General features: G+C 38.0%; 20 protein-coding genes. 10 read left to right on the forward strand and 10 right to left on the reverse strand.

The features are described from left to right. The first annotated feature begins 16 nt into the window (after positions 1-16). Positions 17-340, forward strand: a complete 324-nt coding sequence (locus AC23ME_RS20370) for a DUF3276 family protein (protein ID WP_487729574.1) — start codon at positions 17-19, stop codon at positions 338-340. Positions 341-522: 182 nt separating this feature from the next. Next, a complete protein-coding gene (locus tag AC23ME_RS20375; protein WP_487729575.1) occupies positions 523-1,437 on the forward strand; it encodes a serine hydrolase in 915 nt (304 codons plus the stop codon). Between the two features lie 3 nt (positions 1,438-1,440). On the opposite strand, the gene AC23ME_RS20380 is transcribed toward AC23ME_RS20375, so the two are convergent. Next, complete coding sequence (locus AC23ME_RS20380) at positions 1,441-1,908, reverse strand: DUF5362 family protein (protein ID WP_487729576.1); 468 nt, start codon at positions 1,906-1,908, stop codon at positions 1,441-1,443. 169 nt (positions 1,909-2,077) lie between these two features. On the opposite strand from AC23ME_RS20380, the gene ychF reads away from it, so the two are divergent. Next, positions 2,078-3,172 (forward strand): redox-regulated ATPase YchF, encoded by a 1,095-nt coding sequence (ychF, locus tag AC23ME_RS20385; RefSeq protein ID WP_487729577.1) that lies wholly within the window; start codon positions 2,078-2,080, stop codon positions 3,170-3,172. Between the two features lie 260 nt (positions 3,173-3,432). Here the strand turns inward: ychF and AC23ME_RS20390 are convergent, their stop codons facing one another. The 3 genes from AC23ME_RS20390 to AC23ME_RS20400 all read right to left on the reverse strand — a co-directional run bounded on the left by AC23ME_RS20390 (position 3,433) and on the right by AC23ME_RS20400 (position 6,202). Further along, positions 3,433-4,059, reverse strand: coding sequence for a hypothetical protein (locus tag AC23ME_RS20390; RefSeq protein WP_487729578.1), 627 nt, complete (start codon positions 4,057-4,059; stop codon positions 3,433-3,435). A gap of 224 nt (positions 4,060-4,283) precedes the next feature. Beyond that, a complete protein-coding gene (accD, locus tag AC23ME_RS20395) occupies positions 4,284-5,129 on the reverse strand; it encodes an acetyl-CoA carboxylase, carboxyltransferase subunit beta (RefSeq protein WP_487729579.1) in 846 nt (281 codons plus the stop codon). 296 nt (positions 5,130-5,425) lie between these two features. Beyond that, positions 5,426-6,202 (reverse strand): hypothetical protein, encoded by a 777-nt coding sequence (locus tag AC23ME_RS20400; RefSeq protein WP_487729580.1) that lies wholly within the window; start codon positions 6,200-6,202, stop codon positions 5,426-5,428. A gap of 467 nt (positions 6,203-6,669) precedes the next feature. Here AC23ME_RS20400 and fbaA point away from each other — a divergent pair, with 467 nt between their 5' ends. The 3 genes from fbaA (at position 6,670) to AC23ME_RS20415 (ending at position 9,446) form a co-directional block, all read left to right on the forward strand. Further along, positions 6,670-7,749 (forward strand): class II fructose-bisphosphate aldolase, encoded by a 1,080-nt coding sequence (gene fbaA / locus AC23ME_RS20405; RefSeq protein ID WP_487729581.1) that lies wholly within the window; start codon positions 6,670-6,672, stop codon positions 7,747-7,749. 190 nt (positions 7,750-7,939) lie between these two features. Next, entirely contained in the window at positions 7,940-8,830 is an 891-nt protein-coding gene (locus AC23ME_RS20410) for a glucosamine inositolphosphorylceramide transferase family protein (protein WP_487729582.1), read from the forward strand. Between the two features lie 133 nt (positions 8,831-8,963). After that, positions 8,964-9,446, forward strand: a complete 483-nt coding sequence (locus tag AC23ME_RS20415) for a low affinity iron permease family protein (RefSeq protein WP_487729583.1) — start codon at positions 8,964-8,966, stop codon at positions 9,444-9,446. 158 nt (positions 9,447-9,604) lie between these two features. On the opposite strand, the gene AC23ME_RS20420 is transcribed toward AC23ME_RS20415, so the two are convergent. From AC23ME_RS20420 to AC23ME_RS20430, 3 genes are all read right to left on the reverse strand, one after another. Beyond that, on the reverse strand, positions 9,605-10,525 hold the full coding sequence (locus AC23ME_RS20420; protein WP_487729584.1) for an NAD(P)/FAD-dependent oxidoreductase: 921 nt from the start codon (positions 10,523-10,525) through the stop codon (positions 9,605-9,607). Between the two features lie 84 nt (positions 10,526-10,609). Next, a complete protein-coding gene (locus AC23ME_RS20425; protein WP_487729585.1) occupies positions 10,610-11,233 on the reverse strand; it encodes a CatA-like O-acetyltransferase in 624 nt (207 codons plus the stop codon). A 107-nt stretch (positions 11,234-11,340) separates the two neighbouring features. Beyond that, on the reverse strand, positions 11,341-12,027 hold the full coding sequence (locus AC23ME_RS20430; protein WP_487729586.1) for an HAD family hydrolase: 687 nt from the start codon (positions 12,025-12,027) through the stop codon (positions 11,341-11,343). Between the two features lie 74 nt (positions 12,028-12,101). Here AC23ME_RS20430 and AC23ME_RS20435 point away from each other — a divergent pair, with 74 nt between their 5' ends. Next, positions 12,102-12,656 (forward strand): Crp/Fnr family transcriptional regulator, encoded by a 555-nt coding sequence (locus AC23ME_RS20435; RefSeq protein WP_487729587.1) that lies wholly within the window; start codon positions 12,102-12,104, stop codon positions 12,654-12,656. A gap of 2 nt (positions 12,657-12,658) precedes the next feature. Here the strand turns inward: AC23ME_RS20435 and AC23ME_RS20440 are convergent, their stop codons facing one another. From AC23ME_RS20440 to AC23ME_RS20450, 3 genes are read right to left on the reverse strand one after another with little or no spacing between them, the layout of a single operon-like run. After that, positions 12,659-13,531, reverse strand: a complete 873-nt coding sequence (locus tag AC23ME_RS20440) for a hydroxymethylglutaryl-CoA lyase (protein WP_487729588.1) — start codon at positions 13,529-13,531, stop codon at positions 12,659-12,661. After that, a complete protein-coding gene (locus AC23ME_RS20445; RefSeq protein ID WP_487729589.1) occupies positions 13,506-13,955 on the reverse strand; it encodes a methylglyoxal synthase in 450 nt (149 codons plus the stop codon). The genes AC23ME_RS20440 and AC23ME_RS20445 overlap by 26 nt, the downstream gene beginning before the upstream one ends. Then, entirely contained in the window at positions 13,894-15,231 is a 1,338-nt protein-coding gene (locus AC23ME_RS20450; RefSeq protein ID WP_487729590.1) for an NAD(P)/FAD-dependent oxidoreductase, read from the reverse strand. The genes AC23ME_RS20445 and AC23ME_RS20450 overlap by 62 nt, the downstream gene beginning before the upstream one ends. Before the next feature lie 820 nt (positions 15,232-16,051). Between AC23ME_RS20450 and AC23ME_RS20455 the strand changes: the two genes are divergently transcribed. The 3 genes from AC23ME_RS20455 to cobA all read left to right on the forward strand — a co-directional run bounded on the left by AC23ME_RS20455 (position 16,052) and on the right by cobA (position 20,793). Beyond that, positions 16,052-18,664 (forward strand): TonB-dependent receptor, encoded by a 2,613-nt coding sequence (locus tag AC23ME_RS20455; RefSeq protein ID WP_487729591.1) that lies wholly within the window; start codon positions 16,052-16,054, stop codon positions 18,662-18,664. Between the two features lie 209 nt (positions 18,665-18,873). After that, entirely contained in the window at positions 18,874-19,467 is a 594-nt protein-coding gene (locus AC23ME_RS20460) for an LOG family protein (protein ID WP_487729592.1), read from the forward strand. 528 nt (positions 19,468-19,995) lie between these two features. Next, entirely contained in the window at positions 19,996-20,793 is a 798-nt protein-coding gene (cobA, locus tag AC23ME_RS20465; protein ID WP_487729593.1) for a uroporphyrinogen-III C-methyltransferase, read from the forward strand. The last annotated feature ends 38 nt before the right edge of the window (positions 20,794-20,831 follow it).

Consider the following 20,831-nt stretch of genomic DNA (forward strand, 5'->3'; position numbering starts at 1 on the left):
ACACACAATAATTAAAATGGGAGATTTCGACAACAAAGAGAGAGAAGAGGTTTTTTCAAAGAAAGTAAGAGCTGGTAAGCGTACTTATTTTTTTGATGTAAAAGCTACACGTTCAGGTGATTATTACCTTACGTTAACCGAGAGTAAGAAAAGATTAGAAGATGGCGTTTTTGTAAAACACAAAATTTTCTTGTACAAAGAAGATTTCGAAAAATTTACAGAAGGTTTAACTGAAACAGTAGAGTATATCAAATCTCGCCAAGAAGTTGTAGAAAAACGCTACGAATTCTCTGAAAATCCAGAATATGCAGCAAAAGCTGATGACGATTTTTCATTCTAAGAATAAGATTACCAATCATATAATCCTTCCCAATTGGGAAGGATTTTTTGTTTAAACAAATCGCCAAATTTTTAGCCACAGATACACAGATTAGGACTTGATTTTTTTGATGAATTTATTCCTATTTTAAAATATAAATAAATTCATCTGTGTCTCTGTGGCAAAGAAAACTCCCAAAAATTATGAAACAGTTATCCGTATTTTTTGTAGCCTGTTTAATATCCTTCACTGCTTTTGCTCAAACGGAAAAGGTAGATGCCAAGCTCGATAAAATGATCGCCGATTTAGCCAAAGGTTTTAATGGCGATGTGGGGATCTATGTGAAATCCTTAAAAACGGGAAAAATAGCTGCGCTAAATGCTGATACCATTTTTCCAACGGCAAGTATGATCAAAGTGCCGATCACTTGCGGTGTTTTTGATAAAATTGAGAAAGGCGAATTAGATTATAAAGCGCAGTTAACTTATAAAGACAGTTTGCTTTATGCTGGTGAGGATATTCTTGGTTCGTTTAAAAATGGAGAGAAAATTTGGCTAACTAAAGTGTTAATGCTGATGATTACTACGAGCGATAATACGGCAAGTTTATGGTGCCAAAGTTTAGCTGGAACTGGTGTGGCTATCAACCAACTGATGGAACAGTACGGCTTGCAACATACACGAGTAAATTCTAGAACTCCGAACCGCCAAGCTAATCAGCGTAAATATGGCTGGGGGCAAACCACGCCAAGAGAAATGGCAACTTTACTGACCTTAATTAGAGACGGCAAGATGATTAGCCCGGCAGCTTCTGAGCGTATTTACAGAAACCTGATCCGTATTTATTATGATAAGGAAGCATTGTCCGAAATTCCACCTTACGTTCAAGTAGCTTCTAAATCGGGTGCTGTTAACGCATCTCGGTCTGAAGTTGTTTTGGTAAATGCACCGCACGGCGACTACGTTTTCTGCATCACTACTAAAAACCAGAAAGATACTAGGTGGCAATACGACAATGAAGGCGAAGTGCTAGTGCGCAATTTGAGTAAAATGCTTTGGAACTATTTCGAGCCTAAAAGTAAGTGGGAACCAGCAAAAGGCATGGAAAAGTATCACTAAGATCTAAATTCCACCTAAAACTGCTGAGAATAACGTGACAACGTAAAGGCCTACAAATACAATTGCTAATACGCCAAAGTATTTAAAAAGCGATTTTAATCTGTTCATGGCTTCGTTCAAATTTTCTTGTTCTCCGTATAGCACACCTTGTTTGGCTTTCATCGCATAGCGTACCATTAAAAGACTAGGATAGAAGATCAATAAACCATAGAATAAAAATACGATAGAAATGGTAGTGCCATCCATAGCGCCTAATTGTCCCAACATTTTAGCCATTTCAGGGTTGGCATTGATGGTTGGTCCAACGGTTAATGCTGCAAGTAATAAAAACGCTGAAATTACAAAGCCTACAATTCCTAAGAAATTCGCCCATTTGGCCATATCGTAGATGTAACTACGCATATCTTCTGTTACGATTAGCTGAGGGTGTTTTTGATTTTCTAGGTCTTGAAACTGCTCTTGATCTTCCATTGTTTTGTATTTCAAGTGCTAAGCTAGGGATTTATTTTAAATGTTCATTAGTTCAATTGCTCATTGGTTCATTTGGATTGAAATAATCATAAATCTATTGCTATCTTTGCGCCTTGATTTTAGATTGCGAACAACAATCTAAAATCGTAAATCTAAAATCTTAAATATAATGGCATTACAATGTGGTATAGTAGGTTTACCGAACGTAGGTAAATCGACTTTATTTAACTGTTTATCTAACGCGAAGGCACAATCTGCTAACTTCCCTTTCTGTACAATAGAACCAAATGTTGGCGTAATTACCGTTCCAGATGAGCGTTTAAACAAATTAACAGAACTGGTTAAACCACAACGTGTAGTTCCTAATACGATCGAAATTGTTGATATCGCTGGTTTAGTGAAAGGTGCTTCGAAAGGAGAGGGTTTAGGTAACCAGTTTTTGGGTAACATCAGAGCTACCAATGCTATTATCCACGTTTTACGTTGTTTTGATGACGGAAATATCATCCACGTAGATGGTTCTGTAGATCCTATACGTGATAAAGAAATTATCGATACCGAGTTACAGTTAAAAGATTTGGATACGGTTACTAAGCGTATCCAAAAGATAGAAAAGCAAGCAAAGAACGATAAAGATGCAAAGAAGGAATTTGATATCTTATCTGCAGTGAAAGACCACTTAGAAACTGGTAATTCTGTTCGTTCTGCAAACTTAATTGTAGAAGATTTCGAATTTATTGGTGGATTAGGTTTGTTGACGCAAAAACCAGTAATGTACGTTTGTAATGTAGATGAAGCTTCTGTAGTAACTGGAAACGCTTATGTAGATAAAGTTAAAGCTGCTGTAGCTAACGAGAATGCTGAAGTATTGATTATCTCTGCTAAAATCGAATCGGAAATTGCCGAATTGGAAGATTACGAAGAGCGTCAGATCTTTTTGCAAGATTTAGGTCTAGATGAGTCTGGTGTAGCGAAACTAATTAGAGCTGCTTACCGTTTGTTAGATTTATATACTTATTTCACTGCTGGTGTACAAGAAGTAAGAGCTTGGACAATTACCAAAGGCTTCACGGCGCCACAAGCTGCAGGTGTAATCCATACCGATTTTGAAAAAGGTTTCATTCGTGCAGAGGTAATTAAGTATAACGATTTCGTAACCTTAGGTTCTGAAAATGCTTGTAAAGAAGCAGGTAAATTAGGTGTAGAAGGTAAAGCTTATGTAGTAGAAGATGGTGATATTATGCACTTTAGATTTAACGTGTAACCCTTAAATCCCCTAAAGGAGACTTTTAATAGCAAAACGCCCTTGGATTGTATAAATTTAAGGGCGTTTGGTTTTATAAACTGATCATTATGTTTAATTGATTGGCTATCATGATTTTGAAGGTATGTATTGACGTTCAAAGCGTTTGTGAAGGAGTGGCATTTCGAGAACTTCAGCTTCACGTTTGCTTTATCGTTGAATAATGTTTTGTTGTTCAATCGAGCACTCTTTTACAAACGCTCTGTTATGGGCTGGTTTTGTTATCTAAGTGAAACGACTTTCTTGATTTTTTCATTTGCCAGTGTGCCAAAAAGAAAAAATTCTGATGATTGCACCTTCCCATTACGGAAATGAGATATAGTTACGTCATCATGATTAAAACCTTTTGCCCACTTCACCCTACCATTAAGAAGTGCAATATCCGCTGAAAGATCGTAGTTTTCGATTGCTGTATCCCATCTCCAACCTTGAAGACTGTATCGATAGACTTCAATATGCGTTTTGTTAATCGCAGTTGGGTATAGTAAAATAGTTCGTATGTCAACTTTTTCACCCGACGTATTTGCTTCGATAATGAAAACATCTTTCTTCATTAGTTTATCCTTTACTAAATCTAAAAACTTATATCGAATGTAGCCTTTATTTAATTGACTGTCTGATTTAATGTTTATGTATGCATAGAAAGCGTCAAGGCGGTTCTTGTAATAGCCAATAATTTTTGTTTGTTCTTTGGTTTTAGATTGTTGGCGCAGGGAAGCAATTGTCGCCTTGTTCCAGCTTGTAAAAGTTGCCGCAATGTCGATGACTGTACCATTCTTCTTCTCTAAGAAAGAAGACAGGAGCAAAGTGATTATTAGTAATGTAGGAATTCTCATAAGCTTGCCCATAACCAGCATATCTGCGCCATTATATTACGCCAATCCTACCATTTTAGGCAGGATTGGCGTAACTACTCTACATACAGTAAATATAAATAAATATTTGGTCTTGGTAGATATGAGAAAGTAAGTCTCTAACCAAAAAAGCAGGGCCGGCATTTCAAATGCGCAAACCCTGCTTTTCCTATGTTCAGTTAAACAGTTCAACCATCGAACAATTCAACAAACAACCTTTAGTTCTTCACCATTCTCAAGAAAGTAGCCAATTTAGCTTTCATTTCTCTACGATCTACAATAAAATCTAGGAAACCGTGCTCTTGCACAAATTCTGAAGTTTGGAAACCTTTCGGTAAATCTTTTTTAATCGTCTCTTTAATTACACGAGGACCAGCGAAACCGATTAAAGCTCCTGGTTCTGCAATATTAATATCGCCTAACATGGCATAAGATGCTGTTACACCACCGGTAGTAGGATCGGTTAGCAAAGAAATGTAAGGTATTTTCGCCTGACTTAACAATGCCAATTTTGCCGATGTTTTAGCCATTTGCATTAATGAAAATGCAGCTTCCATCATACGTGCACCACCAGATTTAGAAATCATTAAGAAAGGAATTTTCTTTTTCAAGCTATAATCGATAGAGCGAGCAATTTTTTCGCCCACTACCGAACCCATAGAACCACCAATGAAATTGAAATCCATACAAGCAATTACGATGTCTTCGCCATCTATTTTGCCATAAGCAGCACGAATAGCATCTTTTAAGCCCGTTTTTTTAGTAGTTTCTACAATCCTATCGGTATAAGGTTTGCTATCTACAAAACTTAATGGATCGCCAGAAGTTAAATTAGCATCCAGTTCTGTAAAATCGTTATTATCGAAAAGTACGTGAAAATATTCTTTTGAACCTACGCGTAGGTGGTAGTTACAGTATTGACAAACCCACTTGCTTTCTTGAAGGTCGGCACTGTGAAGGGCTTTTTTACAGCTCGGACACTTGTTCCATAAGCCATCAGGAGCCTCTTTCTTTTCATCTGTACTAGTGCTAATCCCTTTATTCTCTCTTTTAAACCAAGACATGTGTATTTTTTAAAATGCGACTACAAAGAAACGAAAAAAAAAATTAACGCAAAGGGCAGTTTTCAGTTAACAGTAATCAGTTTTCTATTCACAGTCTTATATTTTAAATATTTGAAAAGGTATTATTGTGTTACTATTTCAGTTCAGTCCCGCTGTACGCTTTACTATGGGGCAAACACACAGGTTTGCCCCTGCGTGCTCGCTACCATCGGGTTTAAAATGCAATTGCTGTGCACAGGTTTAAGCGTCACAAACCATATTAAAGTGCAAATACTTTGAGGCAGCATTTCGTAAAATTAATTACGAAGTACTTCTCCATTAGACGTATTTACGGTAACATAGAGGTTGTTTCCATGTTGGGTTTTAATTTGCTGCAAAAGTGTTTTAAGTTTATCAATATCGCCTCCGTATTGCAGGATGAATGGCTTCACAAACCAGTATCCATGGTTCTGAGGCGGTAAAATTTTTCCATTTGTACCGATATTGAAATACCAATAGCTGCCCGGCGCATACGTACGTGTTGTAGCTCCGGCCTGTAAAAACGCATCAAAAACGGATTGAGCTATTGTTTCTGATGATGCCGTATGATAGCCAATGTTACCCCAAATGGTATTTGCAGGGATGCGTGGGAGGATTGGTTGAGGTACTTGAATTTGAGTTTGGTTAGGTATTGAAATGGTGTAACGATCTGGAGTTACCACCAGTTCGCCTCTACTTAGTTTTCCGTTTGTTTTTATATTTAGTTGATATACACCAGCAGGTATTTTTCCTAGATCAATAAACGCAGTCGCCGGACCAAGAGATGTTAGGCAAATATCAGGTTTAATAATGCTTTCAAAAGCAATATCGATCTTATTGCTGCTTTTGTTCAATTTATAATGTAAACCGTAATTCCCACAACCATATATTTTTTCTGTAACGCAAGTTAATAGAAGTGTTTGCTGGCCGTTTTCTAAGTGTTCTCTGAAATTGATTACTATATCGGAATCAATTTTTGAATTAGAAGTAGATTGTTTTTTACAACTAATTAACGTTAGAAGGAGTAAGCTGCTAATTTTTAAGATGTTTCTCATCAAGTGTTTTTATCTGCCTATACGAAAATAGGGTGTTTTTCGCTACAAGACTATTTTATTTTTATTGAACTTGTAGGGGATTGGGTTTTGTAAAACAGGTTTAAGTTTCCTAAACCCGATTGCAGTGGATGCCGATTTTTCATCGGCAGAAACGAAAAGCGGGACTAGCGGAACGTTTGAAATACTGAAAATGCTTTCTAAGTAATCAATAATCAAGCCCCAATAACCAAAATCCAAATTTCAATTAACGACGCATCCAAACAAATGAACTAGTGAACCAATGAACTAATGTTGGGCAACGAGAAATCCCGATACTTCGGGAAACACAATTAACCAGTTTAAACGCTTAACCATAAAACAACCTTAGTGTATAATTGACAATAAGTAAAATTTCATTACATTTGTGAACAGGGAGGTTTGTTAGCTAAAATTTCCTAACTTCGAAACATAATAAAACTAAATATAAAATGAGTTTAAAAGGCTACAAAGGCGTAATCCACGGTACTGCTGTACAAGAATTGTTTGAGCAGGCTAAAAAACATCAATTTGCACTTCCGGCAGTAAACGTAACAGGAACCAATACGATTAATGCGGTAATGGAAGCGGCAAAGGCGGTAAATTCGCCCGTAATTATTCAATTATCTAACGGTGGTGCACAGTTTTATGCTGGTAAAACCTTAAACAACGATAACCTACAAGCTTGTGTTTTAGGTGCTGTTTCTGCTGCTAAGCACGTACATTTATTGGCAGAGCATTATGGTGTTGCAGTAATTTTGCACACAGATCACGCTGCTAAAAAGTTATTACCTTGGATTGACGGTTTGTTAGACCACGGAGAAAAATTCTTTGCTGAAACTGGTAAACCTTTATTCTCGTCGCACATGTTGGACCTTTCTGAAGAGCCAATTGAAGAAAACATTGAAATTTCTGCTAAATACTTAGAGCGCATGAGCAAGCTAGGTATGACTATCGAAATTGAATTAGGTGTTACTGGTGGCGAGGAAGACGGTGTTGACAACAGCGATGTAGACAGCTCGAAATTATATACACAACCAAGTGAAGTTGCTTACGCTTATGAAGAATTGAGCAAAGTGAGCGATCAGTTTACGGTTGCGGCTGCTTTTGGTAACGTACATGGTGTTTATAAACCAGGTAACGTAAAATTGCAACCAATCATTTTGAAAAACTCTCAAGATTTTATCAAAGAGAAATATAGCTTAACTGCTGAGAAACCTATCAATTTTGTTTTTCACGGTGGTTCTGGTTCTTCGCAAGAGGAAATTAGAGAAGCAATTTCTTACGGAGCAATTAAAATGAACATCGATACAGATTTGCAATGGGCTTTCTGGGATGGAATTTTAGGTTTCTACAAAACAAGCGAAGCTTTCTTACAAGGTCAAATTGGTAATCCTGATGGCGAAGATAAACCTAACAAGAAATTCTACGATCCACGTGTTTGGTTACGTAAATCGGAAGAAGCTTTTGTTGCTCGTTTAAAAGTAGCTTTTGAAGATTTGAACTGCGTAAACGCAAATGATAAACTTTAGATAGTTTTAATAGATTAGAAAATGCCGCATAAAATGTGGCATTTTCTATTTTGAAACAACTGGTAGTATCCCGTTATTTTCTGCTAATTGTAAGGTTTACAGTATTCAATTGCTTACTTGCGTTAGTGCATAAATTGAAATTAGCTTTACTTCATCTTTATTAACCTCGCTAATTTTTAATTACTACTAAATGTCTGCCTATTATAGATTTTTAACCTACTTAAAGAAGGTTATTTATGAGTTATTGTTCATTGAGCAATGGCAATTAAGATATAAGTTTAATAAAAGTGCTGAAAAAGGATTTGATGACAAGTTTAATAACTATCAGAAAATCATTCCTCCTAAAGATAGATTTTGGGCAGACCCTTTTATTGTTGAAGAGAATGGTACCTATTATCTCTTCGTAGAAGAGTTGAAATACAATGAACCCAAAGGGTATATTGCTGTAATTCAGCTTAACGAGGATGGTAGTAATCAGATGGAAAGTCGAAAAGTTTTAGAGAAACCTTATCATTTGTCGTATCCCTTTATTTTTAAACTAAGAGATACCTATTACATGCTTCCTGAAAGTACAGAGAACAATACGATAGAACTTTATGAATGTGAAGAATTTCCATTTAAATGGCGTTATTGGGGTACTTTAATGGAGAATATAAATGCAGCAGATGCTACTATTCTATTCCATAATGGCAAGTACTGGATATTTACCCTAATAGAAGCAGAACAAGGAGTTAAAGCTAATAAAGACCTACATATTTTTTATTGCGATGATTTATTGTCTAGCAATTGGGTTGCTCATAGTGCCAACCCGGTAGTAAGAAATGTGAGTAGCGCAAGACCAGCAGGTAATATTTTTGAAGATGGTGGTATTTTGTACAGACCATCACAAGATTGCTCTAAAAGATATGGTTGGGCTACGTCTATCAATAAAATAATCACCTTAAATGAAAATGAATACCTAGAGCAACAGGTAGCGCATATTAAGCCAGATTGGGAAGCAAAACTACTTGCTACCCATACTTTTAATAGGGTTGGGAAGCTGTCTGTAATAGATGTATTGGTGAAAAGATGGCGGTTTTAGTACCATTTTTTAGTTTTGCAATTTAATTTTTGGTGTGAATAGCAATTTATTAAAGCCGTAAAAGCTTGTTCACGTAATTCTGTTTTTTATTGCTCATGATAGTTTTGTAAATTTCTATTCTAAAACTTAAAACATGAGCGAAAAAAATAAAATCAGTTTATTTGAGCGTTTCTCGAATGCTGCCACCAAGTTTACAGGCAGTTCACCAGCTTTTATTGCTGCGGTAGCTATTGTGGTTATTTGGGCGGTATCAGGACCGATATTTAACTATTCTGAAACTTGGCAATTGGTCATCAATACTGGAACCACCATTATCACTTTTTTAATGGTTTTCTTAATCCAAAAAGCACAAAATAAAGATGGAAAGGCCATTCAGTTAAAATTAAATGAGCTGATAGCTTCTCATGAAAAGGCGAGTAACCGAATGGTGGATATAGAGGATTTGACTGAAGAGGAGCTAGACCAATTCCACAAGTTCTACGCTACTTTAGCTAAGCTGGCAGAAGATGATGCTGATATTCATAAATCTCATTCTATTGATGTGGCGAAGAAGTTGCATCACCAAAAGATGGTGAAAATGATCAAAGAGGTGGTGGGTGATGGGAAGGCAGATTGAATTTTAGCCGTGCGTTGACAGGTCGTCATTCCCGCGTAGGCAGGAACCACGAAGTGCTCAGCGCAGCTAATCTTAAAGCGATAAAAGACATGTTTTTCGCATTACGATACCCAATCGAGTTGGGTATGACGCAACTGTGAATGTTGGTTTAAATGGCGTTAATTAACTGCATCAAAATCCTCTGCCACTAACTCCTTACTAGCAGCTGCTCCCGCCATATTACCACCGTAAACAGCATTCGCTACAGAACGCATCATATTAGTATTATCGCCAGCGGCAAACACACCATCTACAGAAGTTTTTTGCATCATGTCTACTTTTAGCATTCCCATTTCATTGATTTCGCAACCTAAACTTTGCGGAATACCGCTATGCTGCGTAAATGGAATTTTCGCGTACAACGCATCTAGTCTATGCGTACTTTCATCTGCAAAAATCAACTCTTGGATTTGACCATTTTCATGAGTGATTTTTACAATTTCTTTTTCCACAATGTGGATGTTTTTGTCGGCTAAGGTTTGCGTTTGTTCGGTACTTAAAGTCGATTTTCCGTTGGTGTATATGGTAAGGTCTTTCGTCCAATTCCAAAGCAGTTTACCAAATTCGTAAGCCATATCGCCGTTGGCAAATAAACCTGTTTTTTGATTACGAACTTCGTAGCCGTGGCAATAGGGACAGTGAATAACGCTAATGCCCCAACATTCGGCAAAACCTTCGATATTTGGCATGAAGTCTTTAACTCCAGTACCGAAAACTAACTTTCTACCTTGGAAAACTGTTCCACTTTGTGTGATAATTTCAAAGCCATTTTCAATTTTTTCACCTTTGATAGCAGTATCATTTACAAAATTGATAGTATCATATTTAGCAACTTGCGATTTCGCCAATTCCGAGATTTCTTGTGGTGTTTTACCATCTTGTGTCAAGAAATTGTGCGAATGAGGTGTTTGTTTGTTGCAAGGATTTCCAGCATCAATTACCAGAACTTTTTTTAAAGCTCTGCCTAAAGCCATTGCTGCGGATAGTCCTGCGTAACTTCCACCAATAATGATAACATCGTATTCTTGTTGATTTGCCATATACTGTTCAATCGAGTTTAACGAAAGTACAATATAATTTTTAATTGCAATAATGTTGCGTTTATTCTTTCGAAATAATGACAATTATTCTTCGTTCATCAGCTTTTGGAAAGCATCTACAAATTGCCCAACATGGTAGCCATCTGCTAAACCATGATGCACATGGACAGAAATAGGCATGCTTTTCACGCCGTCTTTTTCAATTATTTTGCCAAAAGATACTTTGGGGCAGCTATCTGGAAAGGTAAAGCTACGGGCATGCGATAGCGAAGTAAAATCTACCCAAGGAATAGCCGAAAAGTGAATTTCGCTACCTCCAGCTTCAGATGGAATTAAGCCTTCAGTATTTTGTACTAATTCAATCGCTTTTTGAGCATTGGCGATGAAGATGTTTTCGTCGGTATTGTAATCGAAGTAACCAAAACCAAAAGTGCCATTTGGGCGGTTAATGGTAGTGGATACGCTGGCCTGGTCGTGAAGAATTACATCATTATTTAATATTCGGTAACGAAATTCTTCTACTGAATTGGCTGCTTTTAACGCTCTGTATAAATAATACAAAAAGAACGATTTGCTTGCTGCTTTGGCGTCTGCGTAAGCTTTGGTACAATCTATGTTTACTACCACTCCAAAAAATGGCTCTTCAAACTGACTGAAGAGTTTAAAATGGTCTCTGCGTTTCCAAGCGTCTATATTTATTTTTTTCATGCTTATTTAAGTTGGCCACAGATGCACAGATTATTATTTTTAGATATGATGTTTGTAAATCCAAATCTGTGCATCCCGAACTCGGGACAGGTGCTGTAGCAAAAAAGTTATAACAAAGGAATAATCTGATCAATACTCGTTACCGAAACAAAGTTTGGATGCTCTATAGGCGCTTCATGCAATTCATGGATCCAAGTGGTGTGGTACGGAACTTCTACTGCAAAGGCATTCAGCGCCAACACAGGTACAATATCCGAACGACGAGAATTGCCTACCATTAAAAAGTGCTCTGGCTTACAATCTAAATGCTTGATCAACTTTTCGTAATGGCGAGGTTGTTTGTCGCTCATAATTTCGATATGATGAAAGTACTTTGCCAATCCAGATTTTTCTAATTTTCGTTCCTGATCTAATAAATCGCCTTTAGTAGCCATTACCAACCTGTATTTGCCGTGCAGGTGTTGCAAGGTTTCGGCTATGCCATCCAAAAGTACAATTGGTTTTTGCAGTAATCTATGACCAATATCAATTATCTTGTTGATTAAACCACTATCTAGTTTATCATCGCTCAATTTCGCCGCTGTTTCCAGCATGCATAACATCACACCTTTAATGCCGTAACCGTACATTTTCAGGTTTTTCATCTCGATATCAAACAAATCTTTAACCACATCATCTTGTGGTAGATGTGGAAATAACTTTGCAAATTCAAGCTCTGCTTCACGGAAATAGGGTTCGTTTTCCCACAAAGTGTCATCGGCATCAAAGGCAATGGTTTTGATTTGGTTCTTCATCGTTTATCTTTGTTGATGTTGCAAAGGTGAGAGAAAAACTTGCACAAAAAAAGGACAAATGTCCCAAATGATTTATGCTGAGAACGAATACTGAATTTTTAACTTATATCGATAAACTTTATCAGAGTGGCCAATCGGAAATAAGCTTGCAGAGTTTTGAAAAAGATAGCTTATTGCTTCGTCAGGGAGAAACGAGCCATCGTGTTTTTGTGATAAAGGAGGGGATAGCCAAATGTTTTTTTCTAGAAGAAAACGGTAAGGATTACATCTTGGAGTTTATGAGTAGAGGCCAGGTTCTGGGAGAGATAGAATTGATTAGGCAGATTGCTTGTCTGTGCAATGTTGCTGCTTTAACTTCTTTGCAGGTTTACGTAATTCCAGCTTCGAGTTTTAAACAGATGCTTGCAAAAGATTTAGTACTCAACAAGATTTTGTTGGAAGAATTGGCAGAACGTATCATCAACACCAGTAGTCGTGCTTCGTTCCAACAATTGTACACCGTAGAACATGGTTTAGCAAAGTTGTTAGATTTACAGAAAAAACAGGGAATTGAAATCAGTAAGGAAGATATGGCTGCTTACTTGGGCATTACTTTACGAAGTTTGAACAGGGCTTTGAGGGGATTGTAATATCAATTAAAAATCCTACTAGAAACCATCATCGCTTCGCCCCATTTTTCCATATTCAAATTTAATTGAACACCTTTTGAATTTAAATAACTGATTAAATCTTCAGTTGCGATATTGCCCGTTAAATCATCTGCTGCCATTGGGCAACCGCCGAAACCTTTTAAAGCGCTATCCATACGGGTACAACCAGCTTCAAAAGCAGCTTCAATTTTTTCCAAACGCTGCTGTGGTGTACTGTGTAAATGTAATCCAATTTCTATGTTTGGAAACTGCTGAACTAGGGGAGGAAGAATAGCCGTAATTTTTTCGGACGTAGAAACACCAACCGTATCCGCAACAGAAATGATTTTCACACCTTTCTGCACCAACTCGTTGGCCCAATGCGAAACAATATCTGTATTCCATTCATCGCCATAAGGATTGCCAAAACCCATCGATAGATAAACTACAGCTTCTTTATTGTGCTTGTCACAAAGGTTCAGCATTTCTTCCACTGTGTTTAAAGATTGCGCAATGCTAGAGTTTGTGTTACGTTGCTGAAACGTCTCTGAAATAGAAAAAGGAAAGCCCAAGTATTTAATCTTAGGATGCTTTACTGCATTTTCTACACCTTTTAGATTTGCTACAATAGCCAACAACTTTGTATCGGTTAGTTCTAGCCCAGCCAAAACCTCTTCCGTATCCCGCATTTGCGGAATAGCCTTTGGCGAAACAAAACTACCAAAATCTAAAGTGTCGAAACCAACTTGAAGCAATAGATTGAGGTATTCGATTTTCAACGCTGTTGGTACAAAATCATGTAAACCCTGCATGGCGTCACGAGGGCATTCAACTAACTTAATTGGAGAACTAAAGTTTTCTGTTTTTGTAGTCATCGTAATCAGTTAAAGCCGCAGTATAAGTGCCTTTCATATAAGGCGAAGAAATCAAGAAATCGGCAGTGGCTACGTCGCAAGCCATAGGGATGTTCCAAACAATGCCTACACGCAATAAAGCTTTCACGTCTGGATCGTGTGGCTGAGCTTCCATCGGATCCCAAAAGAAAATCAAAACGTCAATTTCACTTTGCGCAATTAAAGCACCAATTTGTTGGTCGCCGCCAAGTGGTCCACTCAATAATTTCTTTACAGGTAAACCTAAGTTTTCTTCTAATAACCTGCCAGTTGTGCCAGTAGCTACTAAACTATGCTGACTAAGCGCTTCCTTATTGGTAATTGCCCATTTAATTAAATCGTCTTTACGATGGTCGTGTGCTACTAATGCTATGGTTTTGTTGGCTTTCAGCTGTTTCTGGGTCATGTTGCTTCTTGTATTCTTTGTAAGGTTTAAATCGCCTGATGATTAATCTAGTACCTCTGTCGTAGCTAAAGTAGCTCCAAACCCAGTTTACAAAAACTACCAGTTTGTTCCTAAAGCCTACTAAGGTCATTAAATGTACAAACATCCACGTAAACCACGCAAAAATTCCTTGAAATCTTATTTTATTGATATCCACAACCGCTCTATTTCTTCCAACGGTAGCCATGGCGCCTTTATCGAAATACTTGAATGGTTCGGTAGGTTTGTTCTCTATCAAATTAACCAAGTTTTTCGCTAATAATTTACCTTGTTGTATGGCTGCAGGTGCAACTCCTGGATGCCCATTTGGAGTTTCTTCAGTAATCATGGCAGCAACATCGCCAATGGCAAATATGTTTTTATAGCCATCAACCAGGTTAATTTCGTTTACTTTTAAGCGGTTACCACGTACTAAAGTTTCTGTATTTAAACCGTCTAAAACCACACCTTTTACACCAGCGCTCCAAATTACCGTGGCAGAGCCGATATTTCTACCGTCTACCAGCGACAAAGTTTTTCCGTCGTAGCCTTGCACACGAGCTTCTGTATAAACGGTAACGCCCAGTTCTTCTAAAAACTGTTTAGATTTTTGTTGTGCTTGTACAGACATGGCTCCCAATAATTCGGACGAACCTTCAATTAAATAGATGTTAACCTTATTTAAATCCAATTCAGGATAATCGTTCTTTAATACGTGTTCTTTAAGCTCGGCAATTGCTCCGGCCGTTTCTACACCCGTTGGCCCGCCGCCAACCACAACAAAGTTTAGCAACTCGTTTTCTTCAGCTGGATCTTTAGCTATAATAGCCGCTTCCAAATTTTGCAAAATCAAGCTGCGTAGGTTTAATGCTTCTGGGATTGATTTCATTGGCATAGCATTCTGCGAAATCTCTGTTTGTCCGAAGAAATTACTGGTAGAGCCCGTGGCCATCACCAGATAATCATAATGGTAGTCGCCAATAGTAGTTTCTAATCTGTTCTCTTCTGGAATTACCTTTTTTACTTCCGTAACTCTAAACTTTAGGTTTTTCTGCCCTTTAAAAATCTTTCTAATAGGAAATGCAATAGAGTCTGCCTCTAAACCGCCAGTAGCAACTTGATAAAGTAATGGCTGAAAAGTATGGTAGTTATGCTTATCGAGAATAACAATGTCAACGTTTTTATTTTTTAGCTTTTTTGCTAGTTCAATACCACCAAAACCGCCACCAATAATTACAATTTTTTTTCTGTTTTCCATATCAAACTAAGTTGAAAGTAAAAAGTTAAAATAGCGTGCTATTTCACTTCAATAGCAACAGGTAAAACACTATTTAGTTTTGGTAAATATAGGAATTAAAAGGTTCGAGAATTGGTTGCTTTGTAGGTAGTTTTGGTATAAAATGACATTAGTCACAAATGTTGAATTGGCTTGACAAAAGGTTTGTTTTTGGAAAGCTTAGGACCTGTTTTATCGGTTACGATAGTCCCGCTTTTCGCTATAATCTTTTTGTATTCTGTTGCCTCCTACTATTGTCTTCCTGAGCTTGTCGAAGCATCTATCACATTAAATATCCTTCTCCGCCAACTGCGGATCAGGAAGACAGCACGCAAAAAGTATTTCCGCTTCAATCGGGTTTGGAGAACTAAAACTTATGCAAAAAACCTAGTTCTAAATACAAAGCCTTCTAATTTTGTCGATCTTATTAGCCTTATGTCGATAAAGATTGGCAAAGTTTAACACACTGCCTTTGCGTTTTAAACCCGATTGAGCGGATTAACCCGCATCCCGATGTTAAATCGGGAGAGGACTATGAGCGAAAGCGGGACTAAACTGAAATAGAATTACAACAATTGCTTTTCTAAAACCTTCTGAGCAAAATTTTTTGAAATAAAATCTTCGAATGTAAAAACTTTAATATATTTGTCTACTAATTCTATAGATTTAATATAATTTAAAATTTTTTGACATGAAAAGAACCTTAAATCCCATGTGTTGCTGTATGATGAAAAACCCAATGAATGAATTGAAAGCGCTCAAAATACCCATACCGCAAACATTTTAATAACCAATAACAACAATGAAAATTAACCTATACCAATTTAGAAAAAATCTCTACCTATCTATATTAACTACTTTAGCGCTCACTTTATCTACAGGTTTCGCTTTTGCACAAACCGCCTTGTCGGGCATCATTAAACAGGGCAATGGTTCGCCTGTTCCACACGCTACTGTTAAGGTGAGGGGAACAAATATTTCTACCAGCGCCAACGAAAAAGGCGAGTTCCGAATTGCCTCAGTTCCAGATGTACCCTTTTACATTCAAGTAAGCTCGGTAGGTTTTAAACCCCAAGACTTCCAAATTTTAACTATTGCTGCTACGCCAGTAGAGCTTGTTTTATTGGAAGCTTCTCAGCTAGATCAAATTGTGGTGACCTCGAGACGCCGCTCAGAAGTTTTGCAAGAAGTACCTATTCCAATTACGGTAATTGGTGGGCAGGCAGCTGAAAATGCTGGTGCATTTAACGTAAATCGTTTGAAAGAATTGGTGCCTTCCGTTCAGTTATATGCTTCGAACGCTAGAAATACCACCTTAAATATTCGTGGTTTGGGTTCTACATTTGGTTTAACCAATGATGGTATTGATCCAGGTGTTGGTTTTTACGTAGACGGTGTTTACCACGCTCGTCCGGCGGCTACTTCAACAGATTTTATCGATATCGACCAAATTGAGGTAATTAGAGGTCCGCAGGGAACTTTGTTTGGTAAAAATACTACCGCAGGTGCATTTAATATTACTACTAAAAAGCCGAGTTTGGTGCCGAGTGCCAAAGTAGAACTTAGCTACGGTAATTATAATTTTATTCAGGCAAAAACCACTGCTACTGGACCATTAGCAAAAAACTTAGCTGCAAAAATTTCTATTTCAGGTACACAACGTGATGGAACGATTTGGAATGTTCTAGAAGAGCGTAGATACAGCGGTCAGAACAATGTTGGCGCTAAAGGGCAATTTCTTTACACGCCTAACGACAAACTGGAACTTTTATTAAGCGGAGATGTAAGTATTCAACATCCAGCTGGTTACCCTTTGGTAGTTGCCGGGGTTACCACTACAGAAAGAAGTGCGTACAGACAATATGCTCGAATTGTTTCGGATTTAGGTTATGCGCAACCGAAAGTAGACCCTTTCTCGAGAGAAATTTACACAAACACGCCGTGGAGACATAATCAATCTATTGGTGGTATCTCTTTAAATGCTGATTACAAAATTGGCAATGGTAAGTTAACTTCTACCACGGCTTGGAGGTTTTGGAATTGGGATCCGACCAACGATAGAGATTTTACGGAGTTTTCTGCATTGACTAAATCGCAAGGAAATACCCGTCACGATCAGTATTCGCAAGAAATTAGATATGCGGGCGATATTACCGAAAAATTGAGCGGAGTTGTTGGTGTTTTTGTACTAGGGCAGAATTTGCAAGGTTTAGGACAAACCGAGGAAGTAGGAAGAGACCAATGGAGGTTTGTACAAACGAGTAATACAGGAGCTCAGGCACAATATTCAACGCCGGGGCTGTTAGATGGCTTTGGTATTACTACTAATTCTACTATTAAATCTTTAAGTGCTGCGGCTTTTGCGCAGGTAGATTGGGAGGTGTTAGATAAGTTGCACGTATTACCAGGCATCAGATTTACTTACGATAAAAAAGATGTGGATTATGACAGAAGAACTTACGGAGGTTTGCAAACCTCAGATGCAGCTTTGTTAGCGCTAAAAGCAGCGGTTTACTCAAATCAGGAGTTTAATACCAGTACAAACAACAATAACTTATCGGGTAACCTTACTGTATCTTACAGACCAAATGATAAGTTGAATACTTTTGCTACTTACTCTACTGGCTACAAACCAGTAGGTGTTAACGTTGGCGGTTTGCCTACTACATCAGCTGGAACTGCAGATCTATCTGTCGCGGTAATTAAGCCAGAATACGTTCAGCATTATGAATTAGGTGTAAAAACTAAACCAACAGCTGGTGCGATATTGAATATCACTGCTTTTAATACCGATATTAAAGACTATCAAACGCAGGTGCAGTCGCCACAGCTGGGGGTAAATAGAGGATATTTGGCAAATGCCGAGAAAGTTAGGGTGAGAGGTTTAGAAGTGGATGGTAGCTATCAAGCCGGAAGGTTTCTGACATTAAACGCTGCAGCGTCTTATTTGGATGGTAAGTACGTGAGATTTACTAACGCACCGCTGCCATTGGAAGAAACAGGAAGAACACAAACCATTAACGGTGTGTCTACACAGGTTGCTTTTAAGGATGTTTCTGGCGGTAGATTGCCTGGTATTTCGAAGTGGAATGTGTCTGGTGGTGCAGAATTAAGTACTGCTGGTAAACTTGCCGAAAGAGAAGGTAGATTTTTTGTTGCTGCCGATGTTTCTTATCGCTCTGAATATTCATCGAACCCTACACCATCTAGCGTTTTAGTGGTTGATGGCTATACCTTGTTGAATGCAAGGTTAGGTTTCAGATCGGAGAAGTTCTCGATCTTTGCATGGTCTAGGAACCTAGGAAATACGAAATACTTTGAACAACTACAAGCTGCCGCTGGTAATGCTGGTTTGTTTGCAGGTGTACTTGGTGATCCAAGAACTTACGGTGCAACCCTGAGGTACAGTTTTTAATTAAATTTCTGTTCTCTGTCAGTCTGAGCTTGTCGAAGACTAGAGGACATGTTTTGGAGATTAGACTTACGAAGTTTTTAAACGGCGAAGCCCTTAACTTTTCCATAAGGAAAATAAGATAGGTCAAAGTTAAAATTCGTAAGTCTTTGTGTAAAAATGGTCGGCAATTGCCGACTATTTTTTTGCGAAAAGAGTTTTATCTTCGAAGCATGGAGAAACTAAAATCACTTTGTGTTTATTGCGGTGCAAATTTCAATGGCGATGAAACCCTGAAACAAGCTATTGTAGACTTGGCCAAAACAATGGTCAGTCAAGAAATTAGCTTGGTTTATGGTGGCGGGAGTGTAGGCGTAATGGGCGTAATTGCGGATGAAGTGATGGCTTTAGGCGGAACCGTGACTGGTGTAATTCCGCAGTTCTTGATGGATAAAGAAGTAGGACACAAGGGCATTACCCAAATGATTATTACTGAAAATATGCACCAGCGTAAGCAAAAAATGGCAGACTTATCTGATGGTTTTGTGATTTTACCTGGCGGATTTGGAACTCTGGAAGAATTTTTTGAGGTGCTAACTTGGTTACAGCTAGGCTTACATGCTAAACCTATCGGCGTTTTAAATGTTGGTGGTTTTTACGATCCACTTTTTGCTCAGATGGACATGATGGTAAAGCATCAATTCTTAAAGCAAACCAATAGAGATTTGGTATTTAACGAAGCTGATGCAAGCATTTTAGTAGAAAAGATGCAATGTTTCTCTTCCGCACCAGATGAAGTTTGGTTTAGAGAGAGGAATTTGACTTAAGTTCTGCTAATAGTTCGTCATCCCAAATTTAGTTTACTTCGTAGCTTTTCACTTCGTTATAGGCCTGGATTTCATGCAGCCTTTGGTTGTTGCATTACGATACCCGCTTATGCAGGTATGACGAAATTAACTAACGGGTCTTGTCATCCAGAGCGTAGCGAAGGATCTATTTGAAAGCCTGTAAAAATAGATGTCTCGAAACTCGACATGACAGGTTGCCTAAAGCAAGACGTCTAGTCTAAATACGCTTAATGGAAGGTCGTATGGTTTACGCACATAGCAGTATTCGCCAAAGTAAAATAGCCCTGAACGAAGTGGAAAGCCCGCATCCCAAGCTTGTCTTGGGGAGGACTTGTAACGGAGTGCAGGACTGTTGGCAGCTATGAAAAGCTGAAATTGCGCTTCTAAAATTATAGCACATTAAAATTATTCGATTAATTATCAATGTATTATATTTTATTTTAAATAAACACTACTAAATAGGTAGAATTTATATACATTTGTGCTGTTGATTAAAAATACAGCGCAATGATTTTAGAAAAAGTAGAAAGAAACACTGTTGAACCTAAAATAACTTTGGTAGGTGCTGGTCCTGGTGATCCAGATTTGTTAACCTTAAAAGGGGTGAAGGCATTGGCAAGTGCAGATGTGGTTTTGTACGATGCTTTGGTAAACGAAGCTTTGTTGAACCATGCACCTGAAAACGCGATTAAGGTTTATGTGGGCAAACGTTCTGATGATGAGTCTTTCTCTCAAAAATTAGTCAACAAATTAATGATAGATTATGCTTTGAACTATGGACACGTGGTAAGATTAAAAAGCGGAGATCCATTTGTTTTTGCTCGTGGCTACGAGGAAATTAACGTTGCCGAATCGTACAGCATTCCAACGGAAATTGTGCCAGGGGTTTCGAGTGCGCTAGGTGTACCAGGGCTGCAAAAAATCCCGATGGTTTATGGCAATATGAGCGAGAGTTTTTGGGTAGTAACTGGAACCAATGCACAGGGAGAAATTTCTCCAGATTTGTACGTTGCTGCAAAATCTAACGCTACTATTGTGGTTTTGATGGGTATAGAGAAAATAAAAGAGATTGCTCAGATTTTCAAATTGGAAGGTAAAGCAAGCTTGCCAGTTGCGGTAATCGAAAATGGATCGTCTACGGAAGAGAACGTGGTAGTGGGAATTGTAGATACGATTGAAGAGTTAATAGAAGAAAAGAAATTAAGTTCGCCAGCTTTATTGGTGTTTGGAAATGTGGTTTCATTGCATCCGCAGTTCAATTCCATTCACGAGTTTTATGCGATAATGGCGCAAGAAGAATATTAAAGATTTATTACTTAGCGTAATATTTTTGTTTGGTTGTG

The organism is Pedobacter sp. T50_32, assembly GCF_057652195.1.

What these genes read in the sequence shown, in the direction of transcription:
- AC23ME_RS20370 (WP_487729574.1), top strand. Translation starts at nt 17, where the DNA reads ATGGGAGATTTCGACAACAAAGAGAGAGAAGAGGTTTTTTCAAAGAAA.
- AC23ME_RS20375 (WP_487729575.1), top strand. Translation starts at nt 523, where the DNA reads ATGAAACAGTTATCCGTATTTTTTGTAGCCTGTTTAATATCCTTCACT.
- AC23ME_RS20380 (WP_487729576.1), bottom strand. Translation starts at nt 1,908, where the DNA reads ATGGAAGATCAAGAGCAGTTTCAAGACCTAGAAAATCAAAAACACCCT.
- ychF (WP_487729577.1), top strand. Translation starts at nt 2,078, where the DNA reads ATGGCATTACAATGTGGTATAGTAGGTTTACCGAACGTAGGTAAATCG.
- AC23ME_RS20390 (WP_487729578.1), bottom strand. Translation starts at nt 4,059, where the DNA reads ATGGGCAAGCTTATGAGAATTCCTACATTACTAATAATCACTTTGCTC.
- accD (WP_487729579.1), bottom strand. Translation starts at nt 5,129, where the DNA reads ATGTCTTGGTTTAAAAGAGAGAATAAAGGGATTAGCACTAGTACAGAT.
- AC23ME_RS20400 (WP_487729580.1), bottom strand. Translation starts at nt 6,202, where the DNA reads ATGAGAAACATCTTAAAAATTAGCAGCTTACTCCTTCTAACGTTAATT.
- fbaA (WP_487729581.1), top strand. Translation starts at nt 6,670, where the DNA reads ATGAGTTTAAAAGGCTACAAAGGCGTAATCCACGGTACTGCTGTACAA.
- AC23ME_RS20410 (WP_487729582.1), top strand. Translation starts at nt 7,940, where the DNA reads ATGTCTGCCTATTATAGATTTTTAACCTACTTAAAGAAGGTTATTTAT.
- AC23ME_RS20415 (WP_487729583.1), top strand. Translation starts at nt 8,964, where the DNA reads ATGAGCGAAAAAAATAAAATCAGTTTATTTGAGCGTTTCTCGAATGCT.
- AC23ME_RS20420 (WP_487729584.1), bottom strand. Translation starts at nt 10,525, where the DNA reads ATGGCAAATCAACAAGAATACGATGTTATCATTATTGGTGGAAGTTAC.
- AC23ME_RS20425 (WP_487729585.1), bottom strand. Translation starts at nt 11,233, where the DNA reads ATGAAAAAAATAAATATAGACGCTTGGAAACGCAGAGACCATTTTAAA.
- AC23ME_RS20430 (WP_487729586.1), bottom strand. Translation starts at nt 12,027, where the DNA reads ATGAAGAACCAAATCAAAACCATTGCCTTTGATGCCGATGACACTTTG.
- AC23ME_RS20435 (WP_487729587.1), top strand. Translation starts at nt 12,102, where the DNA reads ATGCTGAGAACGAATACTGAATTTTTAACTTATATCGATAAACTTTAT.
- AC23ME_RS20440 (WP_487729588.1), bottom strand. Translation starts at nt 13,531, where the DNA reads ATGACTACAAAAACAGAAAACTTTAGTTCTCCAATTAAGTTAGTTGAA.
- AC23ME_RS20445 (WP_487729589.1), bottom strand. Translation starts at nt 13,955, where the DNA reads ATGACCCAGAAACAGCTGAAAGCCAACAAAACCATAGCATTAGTAGCA.
- AC23ME_RS20450 (WP_487729590.1), bottom strand. Translation starts at nt 15,231, where the DNA reads ATGGAAAACAGAAAAAAAATTGTAATTATTGGTGGCGGTTTTGGTGGT.
- AC23ME_RS20455 (WP_487729591.1), top strand. Translation starts at nt 16,052, where the DNA reads ATGAAAATTAACCTATACCAATTTAGAAAAAATCTCTACCTATCTATA.
- AC23ME_RS20460 (WP_487729592.1), top strand. Translation starts at nt 18,874, where the DNA reads ATGGAGAAACTAAAATCACTTTGTGTTTATTGCGGTGCAAATTTCAAT.
- cobA (WP_487729593.1), top strand. Translation starts at nt 19,996, where the DNA reads ATGATTTTAGAAAAAGTAGAAAGAAACACTGTTGAACCTAAAATAACT.